Source organism: Cyclobacterium sediminis, assembly GCF_054781075.1.
In genome coordinates, this window is sequence record NZ_BAAGVC010000007.1 from 58,391 (window position 1) to 82,340 (window position 23,950).

22 protein-coding genes are annotated in these 23,950 nt (G+C 40.7%); 14 read left to right on the plus strand and 8 right to left on the minus strand.

The features are described 5' to 3' along the window. Window positions 1-6: 6 nt before the first annotated feature. Window positions 7-654, minus strand: a complete 648-nt coding sequence (locus tag ACYVHJ_RS08820; RefSeq protein WP_460514166.1) for an alpha/beta hydrolase — start codon at window positions 652-654, stop codon at window positions 7-9. Further along, window positions 654-1,142, minus strand: a complete 489-nt coding sequence (locus tag ACYVHJ_RS08825; protein ID WP_460514167.1) for a cytidine deaminase family protein — start codon at window positions 1,140-1,142, stop codon at window positions 654-656. The genes ACYVHJ_RS08820 and ACYVHJ_RS08825 overlap by 1 nt, the downstream gene beginning before the upstream one ends. A 356-nt stretch (window positions 1,143-1,498) precedes the next feature. Here ACYVHJ_RS08825 and ACYVHJ_RS08830 point away from each other — a divergent pair, with 356 nt between their 5' ends. The 10 genes from ACYVHJ_RS08830 to ACYVHJ_RS08875 all read left to right on the plus strand — a co-directional run bounded on the left by ACYVHJ_RS08830 (window position 1,499) and on the right by ACYVHJ_RS08875 (window position 15,175). Beyond that, complete coding sequence (locus tag ACYVHJ_RS08830; RefSeq protein ID WP_460514168.1) at window positions 1,499-4,594, plus strand: SusC/RagA family TonB-linked outer membrane protein; 3,096 nt, start codon at window positions 1,499-1,501, stop codon at window positions 4,592-4,594. 11 nt (window positions 4,595-4,605) lie between these two features. Then, the gene (locus ACYVHJ_RS08835; RefSeq protein ID WP_460514169.1) at window positions 4,606-6,009 is read left to right on the plus strand and encodes a RagB/SusD family nutrient uptake outer membrane protein; all 1,404 of its coding nucleotides are present in this window, start codon (window positions 4,606-4,608) and stop codon (window positions 6,007-6,009) included. A 318-nt stretch (window positions 6,010-6,327) separates the two neighbouring features. Next, the gene (locus tag ACYVHJ_RS08840) at window positions 6,328-7,635 is read left to right on the plus strand and encodes a D-alanyl-D-alanine carboxypeptidase (protein WP_460514170.1); all 1,308 of its coding nucleotides are present in this window, start codon (window positions 6,328-6,330) and stop codon (window positions 7,633-7,635) included. Between the two features lie 131 nt (window positions 7,636-7,766). Continuing rightward, on the plus strand, window positions 7,767-8,465 hold the full coding sequence (locus tag ACYVHJ_RS08845) for a DNA alkylation repair protein (protein WP_460514171.1): 699 nt from the start codon (window positions 7,767-7,769) through the stop codon (window positions 8,463-8,465). 36 nt (window positions 8,466-8,501) lie between these two features. After that, the gene (locus ACYVHJ_RS08850) at window positions 8,502-8,717 is read left to right on the plus strand and encodes a hypothetical protein (RefSeq protein ID WP_460514172.1); all 216 of its coding nucleotides are present in this window, start codon (window positions 8,502-8,504) and stop codon (window positions 8,715-8,717) included. A 126-nt stretch (window positions 8,718-8,843) separates the two neighbouring features. Continuing rightward, window positions 8,844-9,059, plus strand: coding sequence for a transposase (locus ACYVHJ_RS08855; protein WP_460514173.1), 216 nt, complete (start codon window positions 8,844-8,846; stop codon window positions 9,057-9,059). A 132-nt stretch (window positions 9,060-9,191) separates the two neighbouring features. Next, window positions 9,192-10,610, plus strand: a complete 1,419-nt coding sequence (locus tag ACYVHJ_RS08860) for a serine dehydratase alpha family protein (protein ID WP_460514174.1) — start codon at window positions 9,192-9,194, stop codon at window positions 10,608-10,610. A gap of 118 nt (window positions 10,611-10,728) precedes the next feature. Then, the gene (locus tag ACYVHJ_RS08865) at window positions 10,729-12,138 is read left to right on the plus strand and encodes a PQQ-dependent sugar dehydrogenase (RefSeq protein WP_460514175.1); all 1,410 of its coding nucleotides are present in this window, start codon (window positions 10,729-10,731) and stop codon (window positions 12,136-12,138) included. Window positions 12,139-12,285: 147 nt separating this feature from the next. Next, the gene (locus tag ACYVHJ_RS08870; RefSeq protein WP_460514176.1) at window positions 12,286-13,188 is read left to right on the plus strand and encodes an NAD-dependent epimerase/dehydratase family protein; all 903 of its coding nucleotides are present in this window, start codon (window positions 12,286-12,288) and stop codon (window positions 13,186-13,188) included. 85 nt (window positions 13,189-13,273) lie between these two features. After that, window positions 13,274-15,175: a glycoside hydrolase family 97 protein gene (locus ACYVHJ_RS08875; RefSeq protein WP_460514177.1), complete on the plus strand. Its 1,902-nt coding sequence runs from the start codon at window positions 13,274-13,276 to the stop codon at window positions 15,173-15,175. 54 nt (window positions 15,176-15,229) lie between these two features. Here the strand turns inward: ACYVHJ_RS08875 and ACYVHJ_RS08880 are convergent, their stop codons facing one another. Further along, entirely contained in the window at window positions 15,230-15,958 is a 729-nt protein-coding gene (locus ACYVHJ_RS08880) for a tRNA1(Val) (adenine(37)-N6)-methyltransferase (RefSeq protein ID WP_460514178.1), read from the minus strand. Continuing rightward, window positions 15,958-16,416, minus strand: a complete 459-nt coding sequence (rnhA, locus tag ACYVHJ_RS08885; RefSeq protein ID WP_460514179.1) for a ribonuclease H family protein — start codon at window positions 16,414-16,416, stop codon at window positions 15,958-15,960. The genes ACYVHJ_RS08880 and rnhA overlap by 1 nt, the downstream gene beginning before the upstream one ends. Before the next feature lie 316 nt (window positions 16,417-16,732). On the opposite strand from rnhA, the gene ACYVHJ_RS08890 reads away from it, so the two are divergent. Further along, complete coding sequence (locus tag ACYVHJ_RS08890; RefSeq protein WP_339903847.1) at window positions 16,733-17,509, plus strand: HNH endonuclease; 777 nt, start codon at window positions 16,733-16,735, stop codon at window positions 17,507-17,509. Between the two features lie 63 nt (window positions 17,510-17,572). On the opposite strand, the gene ACYVHJ_RS08895 is transcribed toward ACYVHJ_RS08890, so the two are convergent. Continuing rightward, a complete protein-coding gene (locus tag ACYVHJ_RS08895) occupies window positions 17,573-17,932 on the minus strand; it encodes a hypothetical protein (protein ID WP_460514180.1) in 360 nt (119 codons plus the stop codon). Window positions 17,933-18,178: 246 nt separating this feature from the next. Between ACYVHJ_RS08895 and ACYVHJ_RS08900 the strand changes: the two genes are divergently transcribed. From ACYVHJ_RS08900 to ACYVHJ_RS08910, 3 genes are all read left to right on the plus strand, one after another. Beyond that, entirely contained in the window at window positions 18,179-19,306 is a 1,128-nt protein-coding gene (locus tag ACYVHJ_RS08900; protein WP_460514181.1) for an amidohydrolase family protein, read from the plus strand. Between the two features lie 175 nt (window positions 19,307-19,481). Beyond that, a complete protein-coding gene (locus ACYVHJ_RS08905; protein ID WP_460514182.1) occupies window positions 19,482-20,477 on the plus strand; it encodes a glycoside hydrolase family 43 protein in 996 nt (331 codons plus the stop codon). 17 nt (window positions 20,478-20,494) lie between these two features. Next, window positions 20,495-22,069 carry a family 43 glycosylhydrolase gene (locus ACYVHJ_RS08910; protein WP_460514183.1) on the plus strand — a complete coding sequence of 525 codons (1,575 nt, stop codon included), beginning with the start codon at window positions 20,495-20,497 and terminating at the stop codon, window positions 22,067-22,069. Between the two features lie 320 nt (window positions 22,070-22,389). Here the strand turns inward: ACYVHJ_RS08910 and ACYVHJ_RS08915 are convergent, their stop codons facing one another. From ACYVHJ_RS08915 to ACYVHJ_RS08925, 3 genes are all read right to left on the minus strand, one after another. Next, a complete protein-coding gene (locus ACYVHJ_RS08915) occupies window positions 22,390-22,773 on the minus strand; it encodes a hypothetical protein (protein WP_460514184.1) in 384 nt (127 codons plus the stop codon). 87 nt (window positions 22,774-22,860) lie between these two features. Further along, window positions 22,861-23,403 (minus strand): OmpH/Skp family outer membrane protein, encoded by a 543-nt coding sequence (locus ACYVHJ_RS08920; protein WP_460514185.1) that lies wholly within the window; start codon window positions 23,401-23,403, stop codon window positions 22,861-22,863. 21 nt (window positions 23,404-23,424) lie between these two features. Then, on the minus strand, window positions 23,425-23,949 hold the full coding sequence (locus ACYVHJ_RS08925) for an OmpH/Skp family outer membrane protein (RefSeq protein ID WP_460514186.1): 525 nt from the start codon (window positions 23,947-23,949) through the stop codon (window positions 23,425-23,427). Window position 23,950: the final 1 nt, after the last annotated feature.

The following is a 23,950-nucleotide window of genomic DNA, read 5'->3' on the forward strand; positions in this document are numbered from 1 at the left end:
GCAAAATTACATCAAAAATATTTCTTTGAGCAATCCCGAGTCTATTTCATGGCCTCCACTGTACCTAAGTTCTTTAAAGTTGGCAAAACCAGCCTCTGAAAGCCGATTTTCTACTTGGGAGTAAATTTGGGATTGCAAGAAAGGGTCATTGTCACCCAATGCCAAAATGACCTGACTTTTGTTAAGCCTCTCAACCATTATTGCAGTATCCAAATCATAGGCCGGAGCTCCGGCCCAAAAAACTACTTTGGTTGGTTTAAGATTTGATTGGCAGATCCATCGGCTCATGGTGGCAGCTCCCTGAGAAAATCCCAACACATTTATTTCAGGTATTTTTTTATATTTGTTGAGCAGTTCTTTCATCATAGCATTGAGGTAGGCATTGCTATTGGTGATATCAATTTCGCGCTCGTGTTTGGTCATCCAATTGGCCCCAACTCTTCCCGAAAAGCCTTCAAGGTAAAAGTGGTTGAGTCCCTCAGGAGCCACTATTAAGGTCTTTTCCTCAAAAAAAGAATTAAACTTCCTTAGAAAAAATTTAGGCAGTTGGCCATATCCATGAAAAACAATCCAGATAGTGTTTTCATCTCCTGTAGACGCATGGCTAAGTGAAAAAGTATGTTTCGCTTGAAATTGTAGCTCTTTTTGAACCATTATTCGTTTAAATTTTCAAGTTTGTTGGGCAACAACTGGTCTATCCCCGTGGCTTTCAATACACTCCCGTCAGCCTGTAGCATCAACAGTTCTATTTGGCTGCGGAATTTCATTTCATATTCGCTAATGGTCTGCCTGCACAACCCGCAAGGCGTAACGGTAGCCAAACCTGTATTGTCGGCTTTCATGGCTGCTATTGCAACTGTTAACGGTTTTAGCTTAGGGAAGTTGGCATGGGTATAGGTTAATAAAACCCTCTCGGCACAAATACCTGCAGGATAGCAAATATTCTCCTGATTATTTGCCCAAAATGTCTGTCCATCCGCTAAAATCACAGCTGCACCTACCCGGAAATTAGAATAAGGTGCATGCGCATTTTCTGTCGCCTTGAGGGCCAGGTCAATTAATTTCCCTTGCCTTTCATCTAAATTTTCAGGGTCAATTAATTCTAGGGTATTGATATGGCTGACTTTTTTATTTTCCTTCATATTCAAATATATCAATTTTATTAGGAGAGAGATTAGGTTTGGCGTTTTAGAAGGGTAATCGACGGTTTTAAGATTGGGTACTACCCCTTTTTTGTATAATTGTTAACCTACTTTTACAAGCTTAATTTTTCAGTAAATATTTTGTCTTTTGCAAAGATTTTAAATTATTATAACTAACTTAATTGGTAATTTATGATTTCAAAAAGCCCTAAAAGTAGAATCCTTAAGTAAATAAGCCCAATATGGGTAAAAAATTAGGCTATTTCTTTAAATATATTAGCGAAACTCTACCTTTTGGATAAAAACTTAGGAATATTTGAATTGTATAATTTTTGTCAATTAAATCTATTAATTCTATGAAGAAAAATTCTACCTACTATTTATTAACGGTACTTTTTCTGATGTTAAATGGGACACTTGTGGCCCAACAAATTAACATTCAAGGAAAGGTAACTGCGGCGGAAGACCCTGCAGGGCTTCCGGGTGTCAGCATTGTTGCCGAGGGCACAGGAACAGGTACAGTTTCTGATATCAATGGCAACTTTAGCATCAATGTACCGAATCAGAACACCGTATTGGTTTTCTCCTATATTGGCTATGCCTCACAATCTATTACTGTGGGTACGCAGAAGACCCTAAACGTGGTTATGGAATCCGAAGCAAAGGGCTTGGATGAATTCATTGTAACGGCATTTGGTATTTCACAGGAGAAAAAATCACTGGGTTATTCTGCTCAAAATATTGATGCCGAAGCCATTACCAAGGTAAAACAACCCAATCTTGTAAGTTCACTTCAAGGGCAGGCTGCAGGGGTACAGATAACCAATTCAGGTGGTGCTCCCGGTCAATCTGCACGAATCATCATCAGAGGAATTAATTCACTAGATCCTGGAGCCAATAACCAACCGCTTTTTGTAGTGGATGGAGTGCCGGTGGATAACTCTACCATAGAATCAACAGGTACCCCCAGGGGGCTATCCAATAGAATGGCAGACCTCAATCCCAATGATGTCGCTTCAATTTCTGTATTGAAAGGGGCAGCGGCTACCGCTTTGTATGGAGTGAGAGCAGCCAATGGTGCTGTAATTGTCACTACAAAGAAAGGCAAAGAAGGTGAAGTGAGGGTTAATTACAACGGTTCTGTTGGTTTTGAAACTTTGAACCAGCTACCAAAGTTACAAGACGAATATGGACAAGGTTTTAGTGGAGTGTACCAACCCAGTAGTTTCTGGCCTTCATGGGGAGCTCCTATTTCAGAGGTGCAGCAAACTGTTTCTGACCACAAATATCAAGACAACTGGAACAGGGCTTTTAACACAGGAGTGCAAATAGATAATAATATAAGTATTTCGGGAGGCAATGAAAAAGCTACCTTCTACGGCTCCTTCGGTAATTTAAAACAAGAGGGAATCATACCTTTTTCTACTTGGGGAAGAACCACTGCCAAACTATCCGGAAGTGTAAAGGTTTCTGAAAAGTTTAATTTCTCAGGATCTGTCAATTATAGCAACTCCGGAGGTAATAGGGTACCTCATGATCGTTTTATGGAACGGATGATGTATTGGTCTGAAACGACCGATGTACGAGATTATATCAATGAGGATGGTACCATGAGAACCTATTCCAATACCAACCCAATCTATGATGCGCGTTTTGCTACCTATGAAGACAATGTAAACCGGGTAATTGGAAACATTAACCTAAATTACATGCCTACGGACTGGTTGTCTTTTTCTTATCGACTAGGAAATGACTTCTACAGTGATCAACGGACAGAAATTACACCCGGACCAAAAGGCATTGATGGAGAAGTTCCGCTAAGCTCTACCGGATATTTAGAAGAGACCAGGATCAACAGCAGAGACCTTACTTCCAATTTCTACATTACCCTAAAAAAAGAATTTAGTACATCATTGAATACCAGCTTGAGGTTAGGAAATGATATTTTTGAGCGTAAATATGACAGGGTGACCGCTCGGGGAGAGAATTTTGTGATTCCGGAGTTTTACAATTTAAGTGCCGCTTCCCAAATTTTTGCCAGTCAAGGCAAGAGTATCAGAAGGCTGGTAGGTTTTTATGGAGACCTGATGGTAGACTATAATAACTACCTTTTCCTAAATATTACAGGTAGAAATGATATCTCTTCTACCTTACCTAAGGACAATAATTCCTTTTTCTATTCATCTTTTAATTTGGGTTATGTGTTTAGTGAAAATATAGCCTTACCCTCCTGGTTCACCTTTGGTAAATTGAGAGCTTCATGGGCCCAGGTAGGTAAAGATACAGATCCGCATATTTTGGGTGCCACCTATGTTTCTCCTTCTATTTTTCCTTTGAATGGTCAGGTGGGTTTTACCAGAAATTCGGTCTATGGAGATTTGGCCTTAAAGCCTGAACAAACCACATCCATCGAATTTGGCTTACAAACAGCCTTTTTAGACAACAGGGCAAACTTTGATGTAACCTATTATAAGTCCAACGCGAAGGATCAAATTATCCCTGTTCCTGTATCGGATGCCACAGGCTTTTCTTCGTATATCACCAATGCAGGGGAAATTCAAAACAGTGGGTTTGAGTTTATTTTAGGGGGAAGCCCTATAACAACCAATGACTTTACCTGGAACATCAGCGCAAATTTGTCCATCAATAATAATGAAATAAAGAGCATCCGAGAAGGTATTGATGAGATTGTTGTGGGAAGCCAATTTGGTTATTCAGGATCAACAGTTACGATGAAATTGCTTGAAGGAGAGGCCTATGGAAATATCTTTGGAAGCTCTTACGAAAGATTAGGGGCTGACCCTGACAATTTATTCCTAGACCGCAGCCTTCCAATAATAATTGGTACCAATGGTTTTCCGGTGAGAACAGGAAACCAACTTATTTTGGGTAACGCCGTGCCAAAATGGATTGGTGGCATTAGAAATGATTTCACCTATAAAGACTTTGAATTGTCCTTCCTAATCGACTTCAGAACCGGATTGGAACAATACAATCAGTACGCAAATTTCCTTTCCGCATTTGGTAAAAATGAATTTACTGAAGCACGTGAAGATTTTAGGGTTTTTGAAGGTGTGTTGGCAGATGGATCTACCAACACCAAAGAAGTATGGCTGGGCCAAGGCGAGGGTCCGGATGGAGTCAATTATGGCGCCGGCTATTGGAGAAACTATTACCGAACTACTAGTGAGAACTTTGTGAGCGATGCCAGTTTTATCAAATTACGAAACATCACACTAGCCTATAATTTAAACTCGAACTTGCTGGAAAACACTCCCTTTAGGACTGCTCGGGTTTCTGTTGCTGCCAATAATATCATTCTTTATACCCCTTGGGATGGATTTGATCCGGAATCCTTCTCTGCAGGTGCTGGTGGCAATGCTGTTGGTTTCACAGGGCTGGGTTATCCCGGTGTACAGAGCTTTTTCTTTAACCTGAACCTTGGACTATAAAAACTGCAACTATGAAAGCGATATATACTATATTTGGCCTGATGCTTTTTTTAGCGTTAAGCTCATGCGAGAACTTTCTCGATGTTAATGAAAATCCTAACAACCCACAAGATGCACCAATATCCGGGCTGATGACCAATGCCACCTATGAGACCTCTCTCAATGTGCAGGCCATTGGTAGCATCACCTCCAACTACGTCCAATACCTTGCCTCCCCAAATCCGGCAGGTGCTTCTGATATAATGGAGGCAAGTAATTATAGCGGTCTTTGGTTTGATTTATTCAACGTAATGACCGATTTGACAGATCTGATGCAAAAGGCCGAAGAAGAAGATGCCGGACACTACCTTGGGGCCGGACAAATCCTGATGGCATTAAACCTGGGAATGACTGTGGATGTATTTGGAGACGTTCCATACTCTGAGGGTTTTGATTTTAGTTCTGTTACTCCTACTTATGATGACGATGAAGCCTTGTATTCTGAAGTATTCAGCTTACTCGATCGAGGCATCCAAAACCTCTCCGGTACTACCTCTATTTCATTGGGAGATGACGACTTTATCTTTAATGGAGACGTTTCTTCTTGGATAAAATTCGGCAATATGCTTAAAGCCAGGTTTATGTTGCATACAAAAGGGACAACTACCTATGATCCCCAAGCTATTTTGACCGCTTTGGCTAGTGGCATGACGAGTAATGACGATGACGCCACGGTGATCTTCTTTGAACAGCGATTCAATCCTTGGGCACAAGTAGCCATAAACAATGAAAATTTGCTTTTAGGCGGTTGGATATCTACTCAGTTTATAGAAACATTGGATGGAACATCCTATGAAGTAGTTGATCCACGGATGTCATTGATGATTGGTGCTACGGATGATGGAGAATACGTAGGAGTAACCAATGGAGCTGGCAGAGGAAATGCACCTGAGCAAGGTGCCAGATCCACCTTGATCCCCGGTCAATATTATACCTCTGAACAGTCTCCACTTTTAATCGCAACCTATGCTGAACAAAAGTTTATTGAGGCTGAAGTAGCTTTGGACTCCGATCCCCAGGCAGCCTACAGCGCTTACCTTGAAGGAATTGAAGCCCATATGGACATGCTAGAAGTAAGCGATGATGATAAAATGGCTTACCTCAATAGCCCGGAAGTGAGCATGGGAGCAGCATCACTTACACTGGATGACATCATGAAAGAAAAATGGGTAGCTCTTTTTCTCCACCCTGAAACCTGGAATGATGCCAGAAGGTTTGATTATGGATACAAGGACATGACTTTGCCTGAAAACTTGAATGGTAATCTCAATGGACAGTATATCAGAAGACTGGCCTATCCAGACAATGAAGTGAGTAGGAATGGCAGTAACGTGCCTGATGTCACCCTACTAGATAGAATCTGGTGGGACGAATAAAAATTCCAGCCCCTCTATTTTAAAATAGAGGGGCTTTTATATTCAAATTTTCAGCCCAGTATGGGCGATATATTTATAGCCAAGGGTGAAACCGCTTATTTATTGAACATTATACCCAAGATTTTGTCAGTTTTGCTGCAAAAAAACAACAATACCACCAATATCACCTGAGGGAAAATTGGTAGAAAAATTGAACAATAACCTTACCCCCATCATTGACCAGTAAATACCAAAATCACTTCCTAGATTGGCTAGAAAATATTACTTTTCCTAAGGCTTAACAGCCAAATCGAAATGTATTCCGCAAAGACTTTTCCTATGAAAAACTGTAAATGGTTGTGCTTCTTGTTCTTCTTCTCCTGCACCGTCCAAAAAATCAATAAAACGGTGCGTACCTCTGATGTGTTTGAAAAAGGTCACATGGGCTTTATGCTATATGATCCGGTGAAGGACAAAACACTTGTAAAATTAAACGAGGCCAAATACTTTATCCCAGCCTCCAATACCAAAATATTTACCTTTTATTCCAGTTACAAGGCCTTGGGTGATGGGTATATCAATGGGCTAAACTATACCTACCAAGGAGATTCTCTTATTTTCTGGGGAACGGGAGACCCCTCACTTTTGCACCCTGACTTTAAAGACAGTACTGCCATCAATTTTCTTAAAAATGCAGACAAGAAGTTGTTTATGGTAAATAATTTTGAGCGGCTTTCCAGCTATGGGCCCGGATGGTCTTGGAATTGGTTTCCTTACTATTTTGCTGCCGAAAGATCCGCCATGCCCATTTATGGAAATGTTTTGCGCTATTCTAAAAAAGCTGAGTTAGCGGAAGCAAAGCCCTATCCAAAATCAGTGCTTTTACCCCTAATGCCTTCCTCACAAACCCATTCCGGCAACTATTTTATTCAAAGGGACTTTGAGAAAAACACTTATGAATATGCCATAAATAAAGAAAAGGACAGCTTGGCCTTTGCGACTGATAAACCATTTATTACCTCTGCAAATTTGACCAGAAATCTCCTTCAGGAAGCAGTAGGAAAGCAAATTACACTCATAAAAGATACGAATTACTCCAAATCCTCACATGAAAAATTGCCTACTGTAAAGGCGGACAGTTTGTATGCCCAAATGATGAAAATCAGTGACAACTTTTTAGCAGAACAGCTGATGGTTCTTGTCTCTGATGCGGTCTTGGATTCAATCAATATCCGAGGGGGCATCTCCTATGCAAAGGAACATTATTTGGCAGATCTTCCTGATGAGCCCCAATGGGTGGATGGGTCAGGTCTTTCTCCACAGAATATGTTTACCCCTCGGTCAGTCATAAAGTTGCTGCATAAAATCCATACTGAAGTGCCTATGGAAAAAATCAAAGCCTACTTCCCGGCGGGTGGAGAATCCGGCACCATCCGCAACTGGTACCCTGCAGACCCCGGTCAGCCCGCATACATTTACGCCAAAACCGGCACCCTGGCAATGAGCACTGCTCTCAGTGGCTTTCTCCTTACCAAAAGTGGCCAAACCCTGCTTTTCAGCACTTTTTTCAACAATTACACCGGGAGTTCAAGCGTGCAAAAGAAGGAGTTACAAAAATTGCTTTATTTTATTCATGATAATTATTAATGAATAATTGTTAATTATTGTTGGTTAGTTGTTAAGTGTTAATGGTTAATTGTTAATTATTAATGCTTTAGAATTTTGGGGTGAAATTTAGGATTTAGGCGGATAATATCAATTTAAAAATATAAAAACCAGTGACTTACAAGGAAATCGTGGACCGGCTTTATGCGCTTCAAAATCCAGAGAAAGTCATTTTTAAGAAAAAGAAATTTGGGATAGTCTCTAATAATTCTTTGGGGATTTACCATGCTGAATTAAAAAAGATAGCCAGGGATATCGGAAAGGACAATGAACTTGGCTTGCAGCTTTTTGATAGTGGTATTTACGAAGGGCGGATTTTATGTAGCAAAATATTTCGACCCAAGGACCTTACCGAAGCATTGATGGAAAAGTGGGTGAAGACATTTGAGAACTGGGAAGTTTGTGATAGCTTTTCTATGGGTTTATTTGCTAAAAGTGATTTTGCCCTAGAAAAGGTCTTTGAATGGACAAAAAGGAAACCTGAGTTTGAAAAAAGAGCAGGTTTCACAATTATGGCTGCCTTCTGCATGGCAGATAAACTGTCAGGAAATGCGGTTTTTGAATCCTTTTTTCCCATCATGATACGGGAGGCCAATGATGAAAGAATCTATGTGAAAAAAGCTGTGAATTGGGCTTTGCGCAATATTGGAAAAAGAAACCCCGACCTGAACAAAAAAGCTATCCTTGTAGCCCAAGAAATACTGGAAATTGAAAGCCCTGCGGCAAAATGGATTGCGAAGAATGCATTGAATGAGTTAAAGAAAGACAATATCAGAATGTCAGATTATCCAAGGGCTATCTATAGGGGGTAGATGGAAGGCTTTGTATAAAAATTTGCCAAAAATAAAATGGACAAATACCAAAATAAATACCGCGTAGGATCTATTCGTTTACCCGGTTATGATTATCGTAAAAACGGTGCCTATTTTATAACCATCTGTACAAAAAATAGGGGACATTTTTTTGGGAAAATTGTGGATGCTACGATGCAATTGAATGAATTAGGCCAAATCGCCCACAAATATTGGATGGAAATACCCAAACATTTTCCGTTTGTTAAATAGGCAAATTTCGTTGTGATGCCCAATCATACCCATGGTATATTGGTGATTAAACATGATCAATTCACCCCGATAGATTCGTTGCAATGCAACGTATCTACCGCGCCAACCAGACCCATAAATGAAAAAATGTCAAAAATATCACCTAAACCAGGCAGCATTTCAACGATTATTCGTTCCTACAAATCTGCTGTTACCAAACAGGCACGATTAATAAATGCCAATTTTTCCTGGCAGGCCAGATTTCACGACCATATCATCAGGAATTCTGCCTCATTCGAAAGAATTCAACATTACATTTCCACCAACCCATTGAATTGGAAAAAGGATAAATTTTCTGTTTAGGCTAAAATTAATAAATGATTTGACCCAATGAGTGTTAAATCAATTAAAACCCCATAAGAATTTTACCTATTGGATCCTTAGGCGTAAATTACATGACATTATTAATTGTAATTGGTAAGGTCCAAAATCAATATGGAGTCAATAAGTATTTTTGAAATTATAAAGGTAGGCATAGGACCGTCCAGCTCACATACCATGGGCCCTTGGAGAGCTGCCCTATTTTTTTTAGACCATTTAAGAAAAAATAATCAGCTTCATAAGGTCACTGAGATTTGTACCAGCCTCTTTGGCTCACTGGCCAAGACAGGAAAAGGGCATGGAACAGATATTGCCGTCATTCTTGGCCTCTCAAATGAAGATTTTAAGACCATTGACACTGATAAAATTGGTGAAAAGATTGAAGGAATTAAAAGTCAAGGTAGTATCTCCATTTCTGCTAAGCATTCCATCTATTTCAATTATGAAAGACACATCCTTTTTGATTACAGCAAAAGCCTGGAGTATCATCCAAACGGAATGCGATTTGAAGCCACATTAAAAGATGGTTCCTTGATATCTCAGGAATATTTCTCTGTAGGGGGAGGGTTTGTGGTGAAACAAAATACGGGACATGTGGCAACAAATCCCATAACCAGCAAGTACCCATGCCACTCCCAAAAAGACCTTTTAGACAATTGCAAGCGCTTAAATCTCAGCATTTCTGAACTGGTAATGCTCAATGAAACAGCTTGGCAAACTAAAGCTGAAACCAGAAAACAAGCCCTTTATATTTGGGAGGAAATAAAAAATTGCATTTTTAGAGGTGTTAATAAATCCGGAATACTACCCGGGGGGCTGAAAGTAAGGCGAAGAGCTTACGACCTGAACAAAAAGTTTTTGCAGGACCAAAATTTTGATAAGGTAGCTGACTGGATCAAAGCCATTAAAAATGGGCCAAAGGATTTTGATACCGTAAATAAATGGATAAGTGTTTTTGCTCTGGCCGTAAATGAAGAAAATGCTTCTTTTGGTAGGATCATTACTGCCCCTACCAACGGTGCCTCAGGCGTAATTCCTGCAGTAATGATGTACGCCCATTGTTTTACCCCGAATTTTGGAGAAGATGAAATAGTGAAATTTATTCTCACTGCCGGAGAGATCGGTACCCTCTATAAAAAAGGGGCAACGATCTCTGCGGCTATGGGTGGCTGTCAGGCAGAAATAGGGGTATCCAGCTCTATGGCAGCAGGAGCACTAACTGAAGCGCTTGGAGGAACCAAAGAACAGGTGTGTCAGGCTGCCGAAATCGCCATGGAACACCACTTGGGCATGACTTGCGATCCCATCGGGGGCTTGGTACAGATTCCCTGTATTGAGCGAAATAGCATGGGGGCAATTAAGGCTATTACAGCCTCAAATATGGCTTTGGATAGCGACGCTTCTGCTGCACGCTTGAATTTGGACAATATTATTCGAGTAATGTGGGAAACGGCCCTTGATATGAAATCCAAATACAAAGAAACTTCCGAAGGAGGTTTGGCCAAAATTTCTGTAAATATTCCCGAATGTTAAATTGGGTCTATTCAAACTTTTTCAATTAAAGTTGGAATGGACCTTGCAAACCAAAATTGGATACACCAGCCAAAAATAGTATATTCCATCATTCATAATGTCACCTACAGATCAATTAATGAAGAAGAAGGTCATCAAAATACTCGCGTTGTTGGTTCTACAATTTTCTTTTTTAGCTCTAAGTGGATTTGCACAAGAGAGTGGAAAATTGTACAAAACTTACTGCGCAGGATGTCATGGAGCTAATTTAAAAGGCAATTCAGCCAGTTCCCTAATCAAAACGGCATGGAAATACGGTAGAAGCAGAAGCTTGATGACAAGAAATATCACTTTTGGGATTCCCGGAACAGAAATGATTGCCTGGAACCAGGTTTTAAATAAAGAACAAATTAGGTCTCTGGTGGATTATATTTCCGACGCACAGGAAATTCAACCGAATATCGATCGATCCATTCCACAGCATATCCAATCTGAAAAATATGATTTACAAACTGAGGAATGGGTAGTGGATGCGATCAAAACTCCTTGGGCCATTGAATTCGTATCCAAGGACAGTGCCCTTGTATCTGAACGTCGCGGAATGCTTCGCTGGATTGTAGAAGGAACCCCTTTGGAAGAGCCTGTTAAAGGAGTCCCCCAATCTCAGGAATTTAAAACCGGTGGCTACATGGATATTGCGATAGATCCTAAATACAAAGAAAATGGATGGGTTTACTTGGCTTTTAGTTATGCACCTGAGCGAATTACTGATGCTTCTGCCCCAGCTATGACTAAAATTGTGAGGGGTAAAATTAAGAATAACAACTGGATAGCCGAAGAAAAATTGTTTGAAGTACCTAATAAACTATTGGTTACAAATGGAAATAGATGGGGATGCAGGTTTTTATTTGACAAGGATGGTTTCTTGTATTTCTCCATTGGTGATATGGGTTATGCCGAATACGCTCAGGATTTGAGTAAGCCGGTTGCTAAGATCTACCGCATCAATCCTGATGGAAGTGTTCCCAATGACAATCCATTTATTAATCAAGCCGATGCATTGCCTCAATTGTTTACAAGAGGAAACAGAAATGTGCAGGGAATCGCTCAACACCCTGAGACGGGTGACATCTGGTTTACAGAACATGGCCCTATGGGAGGTGATGAATTGAACATCTTAAAGAAAGGAGGCAATTATGGTTGGCCTGATATTACCTATGGAATAGACTATGACGGTAGCGTTGTATCCGACCAAACAAATCAGGAAGGAATGTTGCAGCCCGTTATATACTGGAATCCATCCATAGCGATTTCTCCGGCTGAATTTTCGAACAGCCCCCTCTTTCCCGAATGGAAAAACAACTTATTTATAGGTGCTCTTGCCTTTGAGGAAGTGCGAAGACTACCCATCGATGGCAATAAAGTGGAATACCAAGAAATGATCTTAAAAGGATATGGCCGTGTTAGAGACCTAAAATTTGGTCCCGATGGAGCCTTATATGTGGTACTCAACCAACCAGACAAAATTTTAAGGATCACTCCACAATAAACCGGTAGCTCCGCAACTGATAAGGTAATCCTGTTATTCGCTGAATAGTCGATCCCAATTACTAAATGGATTGAATTGAATCAGGAAACCTATCTCATAACTATATTTGGTTGTCAAAAATTATATCATTGATTAACAATAACAAAAATGACTAAAAAGCGAATCTTTTTTACCGGTGGATCCGGCAAAGCAGGAAAACACGTGGTTCCTTACCTCCTTGCTCAAGGCCATCGGGTAATGAATGTAGACTTAAAACCTTTGGATCATCCCGGGGTGGACAACCTGATAGCAGACATTACAGATTCCGGACAAATGTTCAATGCCATGAGTTCCTATGCCGCCTTAGATGAATTGGAGCCGGGAAATGGTGTGCCAAAATTTGATGCAATAGTACATTTTGCTGCTGTTCCCAGAATTCTGATTAACCCTGACAATGAGACGTTTCGAGTCAATACCATGGGTACCTACAATGTGATAGAAGCGGCGGTAAAACTTGGCATTAAAAAAATCATCATTGCCTCTTCAGAAACTACCTATGGTGTCTGCTTCTCAGATGGCCCAACTGACCCCAAGTCCCTGCCGTTGGAAGAGGATTATGATGTAGATCCCATGGACAGTTATGGCTTGTCTAAGGTGGTGAATGAAAAAACCGCTCGCAGTTTTCAGCGGCGTTCAGGCGTTGATATTTATGCGCTCCGTATAGGAAATGTCATAGAACCCCATGAATATGAGCAGCTGTTCCCGCATTACTTTAAAAACCCTGAAGTGCGCAGAAGGAACGCCTTCTGTTATATTGATGCCAGGGATTTAGGACAAATTGTGGACTTATGCTTGGAAAAAGACGGGCTTGGTTATCAGGTTTTCAATGCTGGAAATGACCACAATGGGGCGGTGATTCCAAGCAAAGAATTGGCGGAAAGGTTTTTTCCGGGTGTTCCCATTACTCGTGAGCTGGAAGAACACGAGGCCTTGTTTTCAAATAAAAAAATACGTGAAGTGTTGGGCTTCAAAGAAGAACACAACTGGCAAAAATATGTAAAGTGGGAATGACCCTTCTCTGAACAACAACCCTTATCCCAATATTAATAGCCTTGCTCAATTAGAAACGATTTTCACCAATAATCCTTATTCCCCAATGAAAAACCTTTTTAGCTCTTTTGGAATTTTTATTTTGGCCCTAGCATTTATGGCTTGCTCAAGCCCTAAAAATGTGCAGGTAAGCAGTCCAAATGGAAAATACAAGTATGAATTGCTGCTCGAAGATTCCCTATTGTATTACCAAGCATTTTATGAGGGCACTGAAATCGTTGAAAAATCTTTGTTGGGATTTGAGTTATCCAACGCCACTTTAATTGATCAAAACCTTGAAATTACAGGGATTGAAGAAACTGAGGTCAATTCAGATTGGCAACCTGTTTATGGGGAAAAAAACATGTACCCGGATCAATACCATCAATCTATTGTTTCCTTTGGTTCCAAGGATGGAAAAACAACTCCATTTCGATTAAAGATAAGGGCCTATAACGAAGGGTTAGCTTTTCAATATGAATTTGAAAATGGGGACCCGGTCTCCTTGGATGCTGAACTGACCGAGTTTTCTCTTCCTGCCCATGCAGAAGCATGGATTTCTGAAAGGGCGCAAGGAGAAATCATCAAACAAAAGGTCAGCGAAATAGGTGAGAAAATTGTGGAGCGACCCTTATTGGTGGAACTCCAGGACTCCTTATTTGTAGCCCTGGGTGAGGCTGCTTTGGTTGATTTTGCCCGAATGAAGTTTGAATTGTCCAAGGACAAGCCTACTGCTTTAGTAGCCAGTCTTGAAGGCCAAGTACAATTTGACGGTCCATTTACAAGTCCTTGGAGAACCATTATGGCTGGTAAATCTTCTGGTGAAATCTTGGAAAACAATTATTTATTATTGAACCTCAATGCGCCGAATGCGATAAAAAACTCAGACTGGATAAAACCCGGAAAGGTTATTCGGGAAGTTACCCTTACGACAGATGGGGGGATTGCCTGCGTAGACTTTGCTGTAAAACACAAGCTGCAATACATAGAATTTGATGCAGGCTGGTATGGAAATGAATACGATGATGCATCGGATGCCACCACAATTACAGTAGATCCAAACCGCTCCAAGGGCCCTCTGGACCTTAAAAGGGTAATCAAATATGCAGAAAGCAAAGGAATAGGGGTGATTTTGTATGTCAACCGAAGAGCTTTGGAAAAACAACTGGATGAAGTATTGCCATTATTAAAATCATGGGGAGTAGAAGGCATCAAATATGGCTTTGTAAATGTAGGTCCACAGGAATGGACCAGCTGGTTACATGAAGCGGTGCGAAAAGCCGCAGACCATGGCCTTATGATAGACATACACGATGAATATCGCCCAACGGGCTATTCTCGCACCTATCCAAACCTGATGACACAGGAAGGCATTCGCGGGGATGAGGAATCTCCTGACAATACCACGGTTTTAAAAACCTTGTTTACCCGCATGTTGGCAGGTGCCGGCGACCATACCAACTGCTACTTTGCAGAAAGGGTAGACAATAAAATGGGCTCTCACGCTTCGCAACTGGCCAAGGCAGTTATGATCTACAGCCCCTGGCAATTTCTTTATTGGTATGACCGACCGGAGAATTCTCCCGGGGCACATAAAGGAGCCGGAAACAGTACCAATTATATTGTGGAAGTACCTGAATTGACATTTTTCGACCAAATGCCTACGGTTTGGGATGACACTAAGGTGCTATCCGGCTATCCGGGAGAACATGCAGTTGTCGCCAGAAAAAGTGGAGACTCTTGGTTTCTAGGTGCTCTTAATGGGTATCAGGAAAGGGACAATGAAATTTCATTTGATTTCTTAGACCCAAACACAACGTATTCGGCCACCATTTTCACCGACGATGAAGAAGTAAATACGCATAGTAGAGTAGCTTTAGAAACGCGAACCCTAAGTTCAAAGGACTTCATGCAATTCAAATTGGGAAAACACAAGGGCATGGCGATGGTGATAAAACCTGCTAAATAAAAAATAAGGGATGGTCAATAGCAATTACTTTTTCTTGCTATTGGCCCACTTCAATTAAAAATGCAGCATATAATCTCTGAGCAGATCAATGTATTCGGTAGTGTAGGCATTGTTTGCATCTTTGATAACCAAGGCAGTTTTTTCGCTTTGCTTTGGCTTTTTTCTGGTAAAAGAAGCAATTACACGGTGGACTTTACTGATTTCTCGGTCCTGAAGTAGGGTTTGGCTATTTGAGTAAAAGCCTATCTCTTTTCCTAGACTTTTAAAATCCTCCATTTCATTGGGTGGTAATATTAGCCAAAGCACCCCTTCTGTTTTCAGCAAACGATCAATACCAGTCCACAAATCGGTAAAATTAAGCCCTTTTTCATGTCTGGCAAGGTTTATATTGGTTTGGTTACTTTGCAACTGCCCGCTGTAATAAGGAGGGTTGGTGATAATGAGGTCATAAATCTGGCTTTGATTTGGTTCAAATGCTTGAAAAGCCTGCCGTTGTACCTTTATCCGGGCTCCTAGTTTATTGGAGGAAACATTTTGCCTGGCCTGTTCGAAAGCTTCTTTGTCAATTTCTACCGCATCAATGTCGGCTACCGGGTACTTTTGGGCCATCATCAATGCCAATACACCTGTACCCGTGCCAATATCCAGAATATTTCCGGGTTGATGAGAAGCCCTTGCTAGGGCGCCAAGGACGACTGAATCGGTGCTCACTTTCATGGCACAGCGTTCTTGCTCTATGCGAAACTGCTTGAACTGGAAATAGCTGTTTGACCGGCGTCCCATTAGCCGTTTTGTTCCGCTTCATAACCCTGATCAGCGGGCAAATTATTTCCCATGGCTGCTGAGACCGCCAATTCATCACATCTTTCATTGAGTGGATTTCCTGCATGGCCTTTAACCCACTTAAAAGTTGGCTTGTATTTCAGGTGAAGGGGAATGTACTTTATCCAAAGATCCATGTTCTTTTTGCCTTTAAAACCCTTTTTCTGCCAACCCCAAATCCAACCTTTTTGAACGGAGTCCACCACGTATTTGCTATCGGAAAAGATGGTTATGGGCAGCCCTTCTACTTTCAATGCCTCCAGCCCTCTGATGACAGCAAGCAATTCCATTCGGTTATTGGTAGTCAGGCGAAAACCTTCGGAAAGCTCCTTTCTTAAATTTTTATAGAGTAAAATCACCCCATATCCTCCGTTTCCGGGATTGCCCCTACTCGCTCCGTCGGTATATATTTTTATCATCTACAGATCTATTTTGCTTCAAAAATAATGGAAATATTGCAAACGGCCCATAAAGTAAGCCCGGACTTAAGCTTATGTCCAAAACGACCTTGTGCCAAATCTATCTTCTATTATTCAGGTAATAATAGCAATTGCTATAACTACTTTAACTCCATGCTGTTGGCACCAGGTATAAAGACAAAATAAAGGGAATTATTAGCGATGAATTATTTGGAAAAATGGCTAAATATTTCGTTTTTAAGCATTAATTAAAATCACAATTCAGGGATTTTAGGCCAATCTGTAGGTAATACGAATAATTAGCAATGATTAAAACATGAAAAAATACATTTTAAACAAAGCTGAAGAAATTATTTCGGAAACCGAGGAGCCTGCTTATGAATCCATTTCCCTTCACGATTTTCTAGTGGAATTTGACTATGCCACCAAGTATTTGCCAAGGTTCTTAAAAGTCCGCTCTTTTGCTCTCTATATGCTATTTTTTAAAAGGGCTTATTATTCCATAGGTAGTCGGAAAATTAAGGTTAAAATTGCTGCATTGGGACAAAATATGCTATCTAATTTTGACAATCCCATGTCCAAGGATGTGGTCAAACGTGGGATAAATGACCTGGTTAAATTTGGGATCCTAAAAAAGGTTCACCGACCCGGTAAAATCAATGAATACATCGTAAAACTACCTTCGGAGATCAAAGCCATAAAAAAGCTGATTAAAATTGAAGATACCATAGAAGAAAGCATGTATGGTGACTCGGAGGACGATATTCTTACCGATCTTAACAAAAGAAACGAAATTTTGAAAAGGGATAACAACAAATGTTTCTATTGTCTTTGCGAGCTTAAAGCTCCTGATTTTTACCTAAACCATATCCATTCCAAAGCAGATGGTGGCTACGATTGGAAATCTAACTTGGTCTCCTCTTGCAGAACTTGCAATACTGTAAAAAATGCTGAAAATGTAGATGCCATTTTACAGCGCAATTTTCAAAAAGGCTTGATCTTAAAAACCGAGTATTTGGCACAAAAAAACAAGCTGAATAAATTGAAGGCTGAATATCAACAAATAAAGGAAAACATCGGTAATATACCATAAACCCAATCTCAAAAGAGAATGGATTTATGTATTTTAGTAGCATCCAAAAATGCGCAATCGAATCTATTCCTCAAAGACACATTCAGAATCCTCAGCCTTCCATATGATTTGCTTCGAATCGAGGTCATCTAGCGTATGATCCTCCTCAATTTGGTTTCCCGAGCAGTCATAAGTAACAAGTTGCCAATTACAATTGGGGCAACAACTGGCCAGATAAAACACGGTTTCACCATTATAGCTGCCCTGTCCTATATAGTTGTATTCCGACATCTCAGCAGAGGCATAGTTTACCTGTATGGTTTTTAGCCAAGGCAAATTGGCTAGCGGTTCAGTTACACCACAACTAGTTTCCGGCTCATGTTCTTCGTTGCAGGAAAAACATAAGAGAAGACAAAGGAGAAGGGGAAAAGTAAATTTTTTCATAAAAGCGTTATTTAATAATAAATTGGTTTAACATCCATACGTCTTCTACCCCGGTTTCGCTACATGGGGCCTGTAATAAAATAGAATTAAGTTAAAAAGATCCCACTATTTCCATTGCTCCCTTCCACATATTATTATGAAAAAACTTCCAAAACAGAAGCGTTTGGTGAAAAAGGCTAAGTTTGAAGCTTGAAGAATGCAATTTTAGTCATAAATTAAGGATTGAACACTTAACCTTTACCACGAATGAAAAATAGCTTTGGCCGCATCGCTCTTACTCCCCTGCTCATGGTTTTATTCAACTTCTCTCTATTGGCGCAGGAAATGGATTTTGAATCTTATAACCCCAAGTCTACCTTGGTGGTACCCGAGCACCCCATCAAAAGAGCAAAGTTTCCATTTGTGGACATTCACAGCCACCAGAGAAATGTTGATGAATCGCTTATTTCAAACCTAACAAGGGAAATGGATGAAATAAACATGGCGACCATGGTAAATCTTAGTGGTAAAAGATTCTCCAGAAATGGAGAGGACAGTGATGCCCAAGAATACCTCAATTCTATGGTCCGCCAATTTAATAAACAAGCTCCTGGAAGGTTTATAGTTTTCACTAATCTTTCCTTTTCCGGGTTTGGAGAGAAAGACTGGAAAGAGAAGGCAGTAAGCATTTTGGAAGAAGATGTAATGAATGGTGCCAATGGTTTAAAAATCTTCAAAAGCTTGGGTTTGAGTGTAAAAGACATACATGGCAAAAGGGTTCCTATCAATCATCCGGATCTGGATCCCATTTGGGCCAAATGCGGAGAATTGGGAATTCCAGTCCTTATTCATGCAGCAGACCCGGCTCCTTTTTGGGAAACCATGGACAGTAACAATGAGCGTTGGCTGGAGTTAAAGTTGCGACCCAATAGGAAGAGAGGTGCAAATAACCCTGCTCCTTTTGAACAAATCATAGCCGAGCAACATGCCATATTTGAAAAGCATACAAACACTACCTTTATCAATGCCCACATGGGATGGATGGCCAATGACTTGGAAAAAGCGGCAAAACACCTTGACAAATATCCCAATGTTAATTTTGGGATCGCAGCCGTTATTGCAGAGTTTGGCCGGCAACCAAGGGCTGCCAAAAGGTTCTTCATTGAATACCAAGACAGGATTCTTTTTGGAAAGGACGCCTATAATAAAGAGGAGTTTTACACCTATTTCAGGGTGCTGGAAACTGAGGATGAATATTTTCCCTATTACAAGAAATACCATGCATTTTGGCGCATGTATGGCCTGGGCCTGCCGGATGAGGTATTAAAGAAAGTGTATTATAAAAATGCGCTCCGAGTCATTCCTAATATGGACCATAGCCTTTTCCCTGATTAATAATGGCTATGTTTTGCCATCCATTTTTGAAAACCATCAAAGGGGTTTAATTTTTGTCAAAAGCCATAAATAATCAGCTATGAATTATTCGGCCATACACTCAACAGTGAAGGTAATTTCAAAAAATATTCCAAGACCATGGAAGTGTCTTTTTTCTTTATGCTTCTTTATCTCTTTGAGTTGTAACGAATTCTCAAAAGAGAAAACCTTTACCAACCCCATCCGAGACGGGGCAGACCCATGGGTATTTCAAAAAGGAGACGATTATTATTATTGCGCATCTTCTGGAGGAGGCATAGCGATCTCCATGTCTTCAAAACTCACAGAGCATGGTATTTTTCATAAAGTATGGGATGCGCCGGATCAGGGATGGAATTCAGCAAATATTTGGGCACCGGAAATACATTATATAGCCGGCCACTGGTACATTTATTATGCTGCAGGAGAAAAGTCTGGAGGGCCATTTATCCACCAAAAATCAGGAGTACTAAAATCACAGGGGAATGATCCGTTTGGCCCTTATGAAGACAGGGGTATGTTGTACACTGGAGATGATATAACAGATCCCGAATCGGTGAAATGGGCAATCGACCTCACTCCATTTGAACATGAAGGTGAACTATATGCCATTTGGTCAGGCTGGGAGGAAAACAGGGAGACCGATCGTACGGCCCAACACCTGTACATTGCCATAATGAGCGACCCAGCCACCATCAGCAGCAACCGTGTAAAGATATCCTCACCAGAAGAAAGTTGGGAAACGGGAGGGGAGCTGGACCTTAACGAAGGGCCACAAGTATTGAAAAGAAATAACCTTACCTTTATTATATATTCCACCAGAGAATCCTGGTTAAAAGAGTACCGTATGGGTCAATTGAAATTAAAAGAGGCATCAGCAGACCCTTTGCTTCCGGAAAATTGGGTCAAAACGGGACCGGTTTTTTTGGGAAATGAAACCGTTCTCGGGGTAGGTCACTGCAGCTTTGCAACGTCACCTGATGGCACCGAAGATTGGATCCTATACCATTCCAAAAAGGGAACAGAACCGGGATGGGATAGAGATATTCGGTTACAACCATTCCAATGGCGGAAGGATGGCAGCCCGGATTTCGGTAACCCAGTTTCTATAAATGAAGTTCTACCAGTACCTTCCGGAGAAAAAGAAAGATAAAAGTAGCAACTAACCCTATGAAATTTACCTTCAACGCTTTATTGTTCCTCTTGATCCTTTGGGGATGTCAGCGAAAGCCCACGAATGAAAACAAAGAAACAAATTTAAACGACCCAGCCCAAGTCATTATTAATCCAGTACTTCCAGGTGATCGCCCGGATCCTACTGTCATTCAGATAGGAAACGAGTATTATGCTTCTGCCACTTCCAACGAATGGGCACCCTTGTTCCCCATTTACAAGTCAAAGGATTTATTGGAGTGGGAGTTGATCAATTATGTGTTTCCTGAAGGAGCACCCAAGTGGGCTAAAAACAATTTTTGGGCACCTGAGCTTTCCTATGATGAAGCGCAAGGAAAAATTTATGCCTATTACACCGCCAGAGACAAACAAAGTAACCGGTTAAGTGTGGCTGTGGCAAGTTCAAATTCTCCAACAGGCATATTCGAAGATCACGGCCCCTTGGTGGCCCAGGAGGTTGGGTCCATAGATGCCTACGAGGTAAGGGATAATGATGGCAAAATCTATGTATTGTGGAAGGAAGATGGAAACAGTAAAGGCTTACCTACCCCCCTGTGGGCACAGGAGGTTAACGAACAGCGAACACGTTTGCTCGGCGAGCCGATAGAACTTTTCAGGAATGACCAGCCCTGGGAAAGAAACCTCGTGGAAGGAGTGAGTGTTTTTAAAGAAAACGGGTATTTTTATGCGACTTATTCCGCAGGAGCTTGCTGTGACAAAGAATGCAATTACCAAACCGGAGTAGCAAGGGCAAAAAAACTATTGGGCCCCTGGGAAAAATTTAGTGGTAATCCGATATTGGTTGATAACGATGACTGGAAATGTGCCGGTCATGGGACTGTGGTAAAAAAAGACGGTGATTATTTCATGCTTTACCATGCCTATAACTCCGAGGGCTCCGTATATGTTGGAAGGGAAGGGGTTTTGGAGCAATTAACCTGGACAGCAGATCAATGGCCGATTTTTGAGAACAAGGCTACCTATAGCCGGGAGAAGGGCATGATCAATTTTAGCGATGATTTTGAGGAAGGTCTGGATCCCTTATGGCAATGGCGTGTCACCCAGGATATTAAGTTTAAAACAGGTAAGGACGGCCTGGTTTTACAAGCCTCTGAGGAAAATGAAAAGATGGGTAGTTTGCTGGTACAAAGTACCAAATCAACAAACTATTATTTGGAAACAAGTCTCAATATAGATCGCTCTGATGCAAAAGGAGGCATTTTATTAGTAGGTGCTGCACATAATGGTTTTGGGGCACCAATCGCAGGCATTGGCATTGGGGCTAGCAAGGATGGCTTGTCACTTTTTGAAACCAGAAACCAATCAGAATCAATTTTGAAGGAAAAGCAAATTGCATTGGAAGGCAAAATTGGGCTGAAAATGGAAGTGACTGAAGGTCATTTGCTACGATTTTCCTTTAAATTGGAGGATGGCACATGGGATACTTTTGATCATGTGGCTGACGCCAGTCATTTGGTACCCTGGGGAATGGGTTTCAGGCTCGGCATGTTTGCCAAAGGCAAGGAAAACCAAAGAATGAATTTCATTCGGACAAGCATCGTAAACAAATAAGGATCCATGGCCTAGTGGTCATCAATTTATCCAATAGAAAAATATTACATTGATTAAAGTAAGTTTTTCTAGGATCAAATTTATTTAGAGAAGCATTACAAGTCAGATTTCCCCATTGACAAGTGGCTTTATATGTGCCGCTATAATTTCAAATTCCTGTGCTGTTTCATTGCATCTGGATAGGGAATGTGATGAGAAAAGCCAAGGCTCCTAAACCTCCGTGAGAAAGTGAGTCCCTGCCGAATATTCATGTAAACATGTAAACGGGTTTCATTGATGATTTAAACTATCTCAAAATTCAGCATTTAGCCCATCACAAGTCAAAGGATAATCTCTCCTTTAAGTTTATTGTTGCTCTTTTTGCTATCCTTGGTATTGATAATCAGGCGGTATTTTAATTTTTTGCCGGGTTGATTGGCTAAAAACTTTTCACCGGAAGCGTACACCAAGGACTTTCCTGATGCGATGTCAGAAGTTTTGGTATCAAAACTAATCATCTTGCCGTTTACCTTTAAAAACACACGGTAAGTTCCCGCAGGAGCCGTTTCCGGACCATTGTTTCTGATGGCATACTTAAATGTGCGATAGCCATTTACCTCAGCATCTAGCATTACTTCCACTGCTTCTAGATCATAAGGAACCTCTTCCTGAGCAAATAAGGGCGAAACCGCTAAAAAACAAACAATTAAAAATTTCCATTTCATAAGCTATACATTTAGTAGAAGTCCAAAAATAAAAAAGCCCGGTCACTTAAAAGCAACCGGGCATAAAATAATTTTATTAAGTTTTAATTAATTGGCAGCGGGAGCGGCCGGCGCTTCAACACCTAACTTGGCCAAAACTAGATCTGTAAATGGATCATTGTCTTTGGTATACAAAATCACTGGTGCCTGACCTGCAGACTCAGATAAGATATGTGTATAATTATGTTCTGCTGCTACTGAATTAATAGCGTTGTAAACCTTGGTTTGTACAGGCTCTAACAACTCCTGAAGTTTTCTTTGGTAACCTGCTTGGGCATCCTGCTCAAACTTCTGGATTTCTTGTTGCAATTTTTGAAGTTCTTGTTGCTTCGTATTCCTTGCATCCTCTGTCATATTAGGTGCAGCTTGCTGAAAAGCCTGTGCTTGTCTTTGAAAATCTGTACTTTTCGTTTGGATTTGTTGACCCAACTGGTTGCTATAGTCTTTGATATCAGCGTCTATTTGCTCCATCTCCGGCATCAAGCTCATGATATACTCTACATTGGTATATCCAATTTTGACTTCTTGTGCATTTGCTACAAATCCAAAGCAAAAGAGGGCAATTGCTGATAGGAAAATTCTTGCTTTCATAATTGTTAAACTTTGTTAATTTTAATTGTTTTCTTCTAATCCTAATTCTTCTATGATAAAATCCGAGTAATCATGTCTTGGGTCCGTATAAATTATGGACGTAGGACTTGATGCTTTGTCAAATAAAATGGCTATGCCATTTCGCTTAGAGACCCTGTCAATGGCATCATAGATGGTCGATTGGAGCGGCTGCAGCAGTTCTGCTTGTTTCTGGTACATTTGCCCATTTTCACCAAATATTCTGTTATTGAAGGCCCGGGCCTCTTTTTGTTTTTCTCTTATTAGTGCCAGTCTTTCCTGGTACATTTCTTCGGTAAGCAAAACCTGCTCACCTTGGAGGTCACTGTACATCTGTTGTATCTCCTCCTCCAAATTTTGTGCCTCTTTTTTCCATTCCGAACTTAAGGCTTCCATTTCTCCCTGAATCTTTTTGTAATCCGGATGCTTGTTGAGAATATATTCTGTATCAACATAGCCTAATTTCTGCCCCATTAACACAATGGGCAAAAAGGTTAGCAAAAATAACAATTTCAGGGACTTTTCCATA

Bases quoted from the DNA above. Each gene is read 5' to 3' on its own strand.
- ACYVHJ_RS08895 (WP_460514180.1), bottom strand. From the start codon at position 17,932: ATGAAAAAATTTACTTTTCCCCTTCTCCTTTGTCTTCTCTTATGTTTT.
- ACYVHJ_RS08850 (WP_460514172.1), top strand. From the start codon at position 8,502: ATGGACAAATACCAAAATAAATACCGCGTAGGATCTATTCGTTTACCC.
- ACYVHJ_RS08825 (WP_460514167.1), bottom strand. From the start codon at position 1,142: ATGAAGGAAAATAAAAAAGTCAGCCATATCAATACCCTAGAATTAATT.
- ACYVHJ_RS08880 (WP_460514178.1), bottom strand. From the start codon at position 15,958: ATGGGACGCCGGTCAAACAGCTATTTCCAGTTCAAGCAGTTTCGCATA.
- ACYVHJ_RS08915 (WP_460514184.1), bottom strand. From the start codon at position 22,773: ATGAAATGGAAATTTTTAATTGTTTGTTTTTTAGCGGTTTCGCCCTTA.
- ACYVHJ_RS08860 (WP_460514174.1), top strand. From the start codon at position 9,192: ATGGAGTCAATAAGTATTTTTGAAATTATAAAGGTAGGCATAGGACCG.
- ACYVHJ_RS08900 (WP_460514181.1), top strand. From the start codon at position 18,179: ATGAAAAATAGCTTTGGCCGCATCGCTCTTACTCCCCTGCTCATGGTT.
- ACYVHJ_RS08870 (WP_460514176.1), top strand. From the start codon at position 12,286: ATGACTAAAAAGCGAATCTTTTTTACCGGTGGATCCGGCAAAGCAGGA.
- ACYVHJ_RS08865 (WP_460514175.1), top strand. From the start codon at position 10,729: ATGAAGAAGAAGGTCATCAAAATACTCGCGTTGTTGGTTCTACAATTT.
- ACYVHJ_RS08840 (WP_460514170.1), top strand. From the start codon at position 6,328: ATGAAAAACTGTAAATGGTTGTGCTTCTTGTTCTTCTTCTCCTGCACC.
- rnhA (WP_460514179.1), bottom strand. From the start codon at position 16,416: ATGATAAAAATATATACCGACGGAGCGAGTAGGGGCAATCCCGGAAAC.
- ACYVHJ_RS08820 (WP_460514166.1), bottom strand. From the start codon at position 654: ATGGTTCAAAAAGAGCTACAATTTCAAGCGAAACATACTTTTTCACTT.
- ACYVHJ_RS08830 (WP_460514168.1), top strand. From the start codon at position 1,499: ATGAAGAAAAATTCTACCTACTATTTATTAACGGTACTTTTTCTGATG.
- ACYVHJ_RS08855 (WP_460514173.1), top strand. From the start codon at position 8,844: ATGTCAAAAATATCACCTAAACCAGGCAGCATTTCAACGATTATTCGT.
- ACYVHJ_RS08890 (WP_339903847.1), top strand. From the start codon at position 16,733: ATGAAAAAATACATTTTAAACAAAGCTGAAGAAATTATTTCGGAAACC.
- ACYVHJ_RS08835 (WP_460514169.1), top strand. From the start codon at position 4,606: ATGAAAGCGATATATACTATATTTGGCCTGATGCTTTTTTTAGCGTTA.
- ACYVHJ_RS08875 (WP_460514177.1), top strand. From the start codon at position 13,274: ATGAAAAACCTTTTTAGCTCTTTTGGAATTTTTATTTTGGCCCTAGCA.
- ACYVHJ_RS08910 (WP_460514183.1), top strand. From the start codon at position 20,495: ATGAAATTTACCTTCAACGCTTTATTGTTCCTCTTGATCCTTTGGGGA.
- ACYVHJ_RS08925 (WP_460514186.1), bottom strand. From the start codon at position 23,949: ATGGAAAAGTCCCTGAAATTGTTATTTTTGCTAACCTTTTTGCCCATT.
- ACYVHJ_RS08920 (WP_460514185.1), bottom strand. From the start codon at position 23,403: ATGAAAGCAAGAATTTTCCTATCAGCAATTGCCCTCTTTTGCTTTGGA.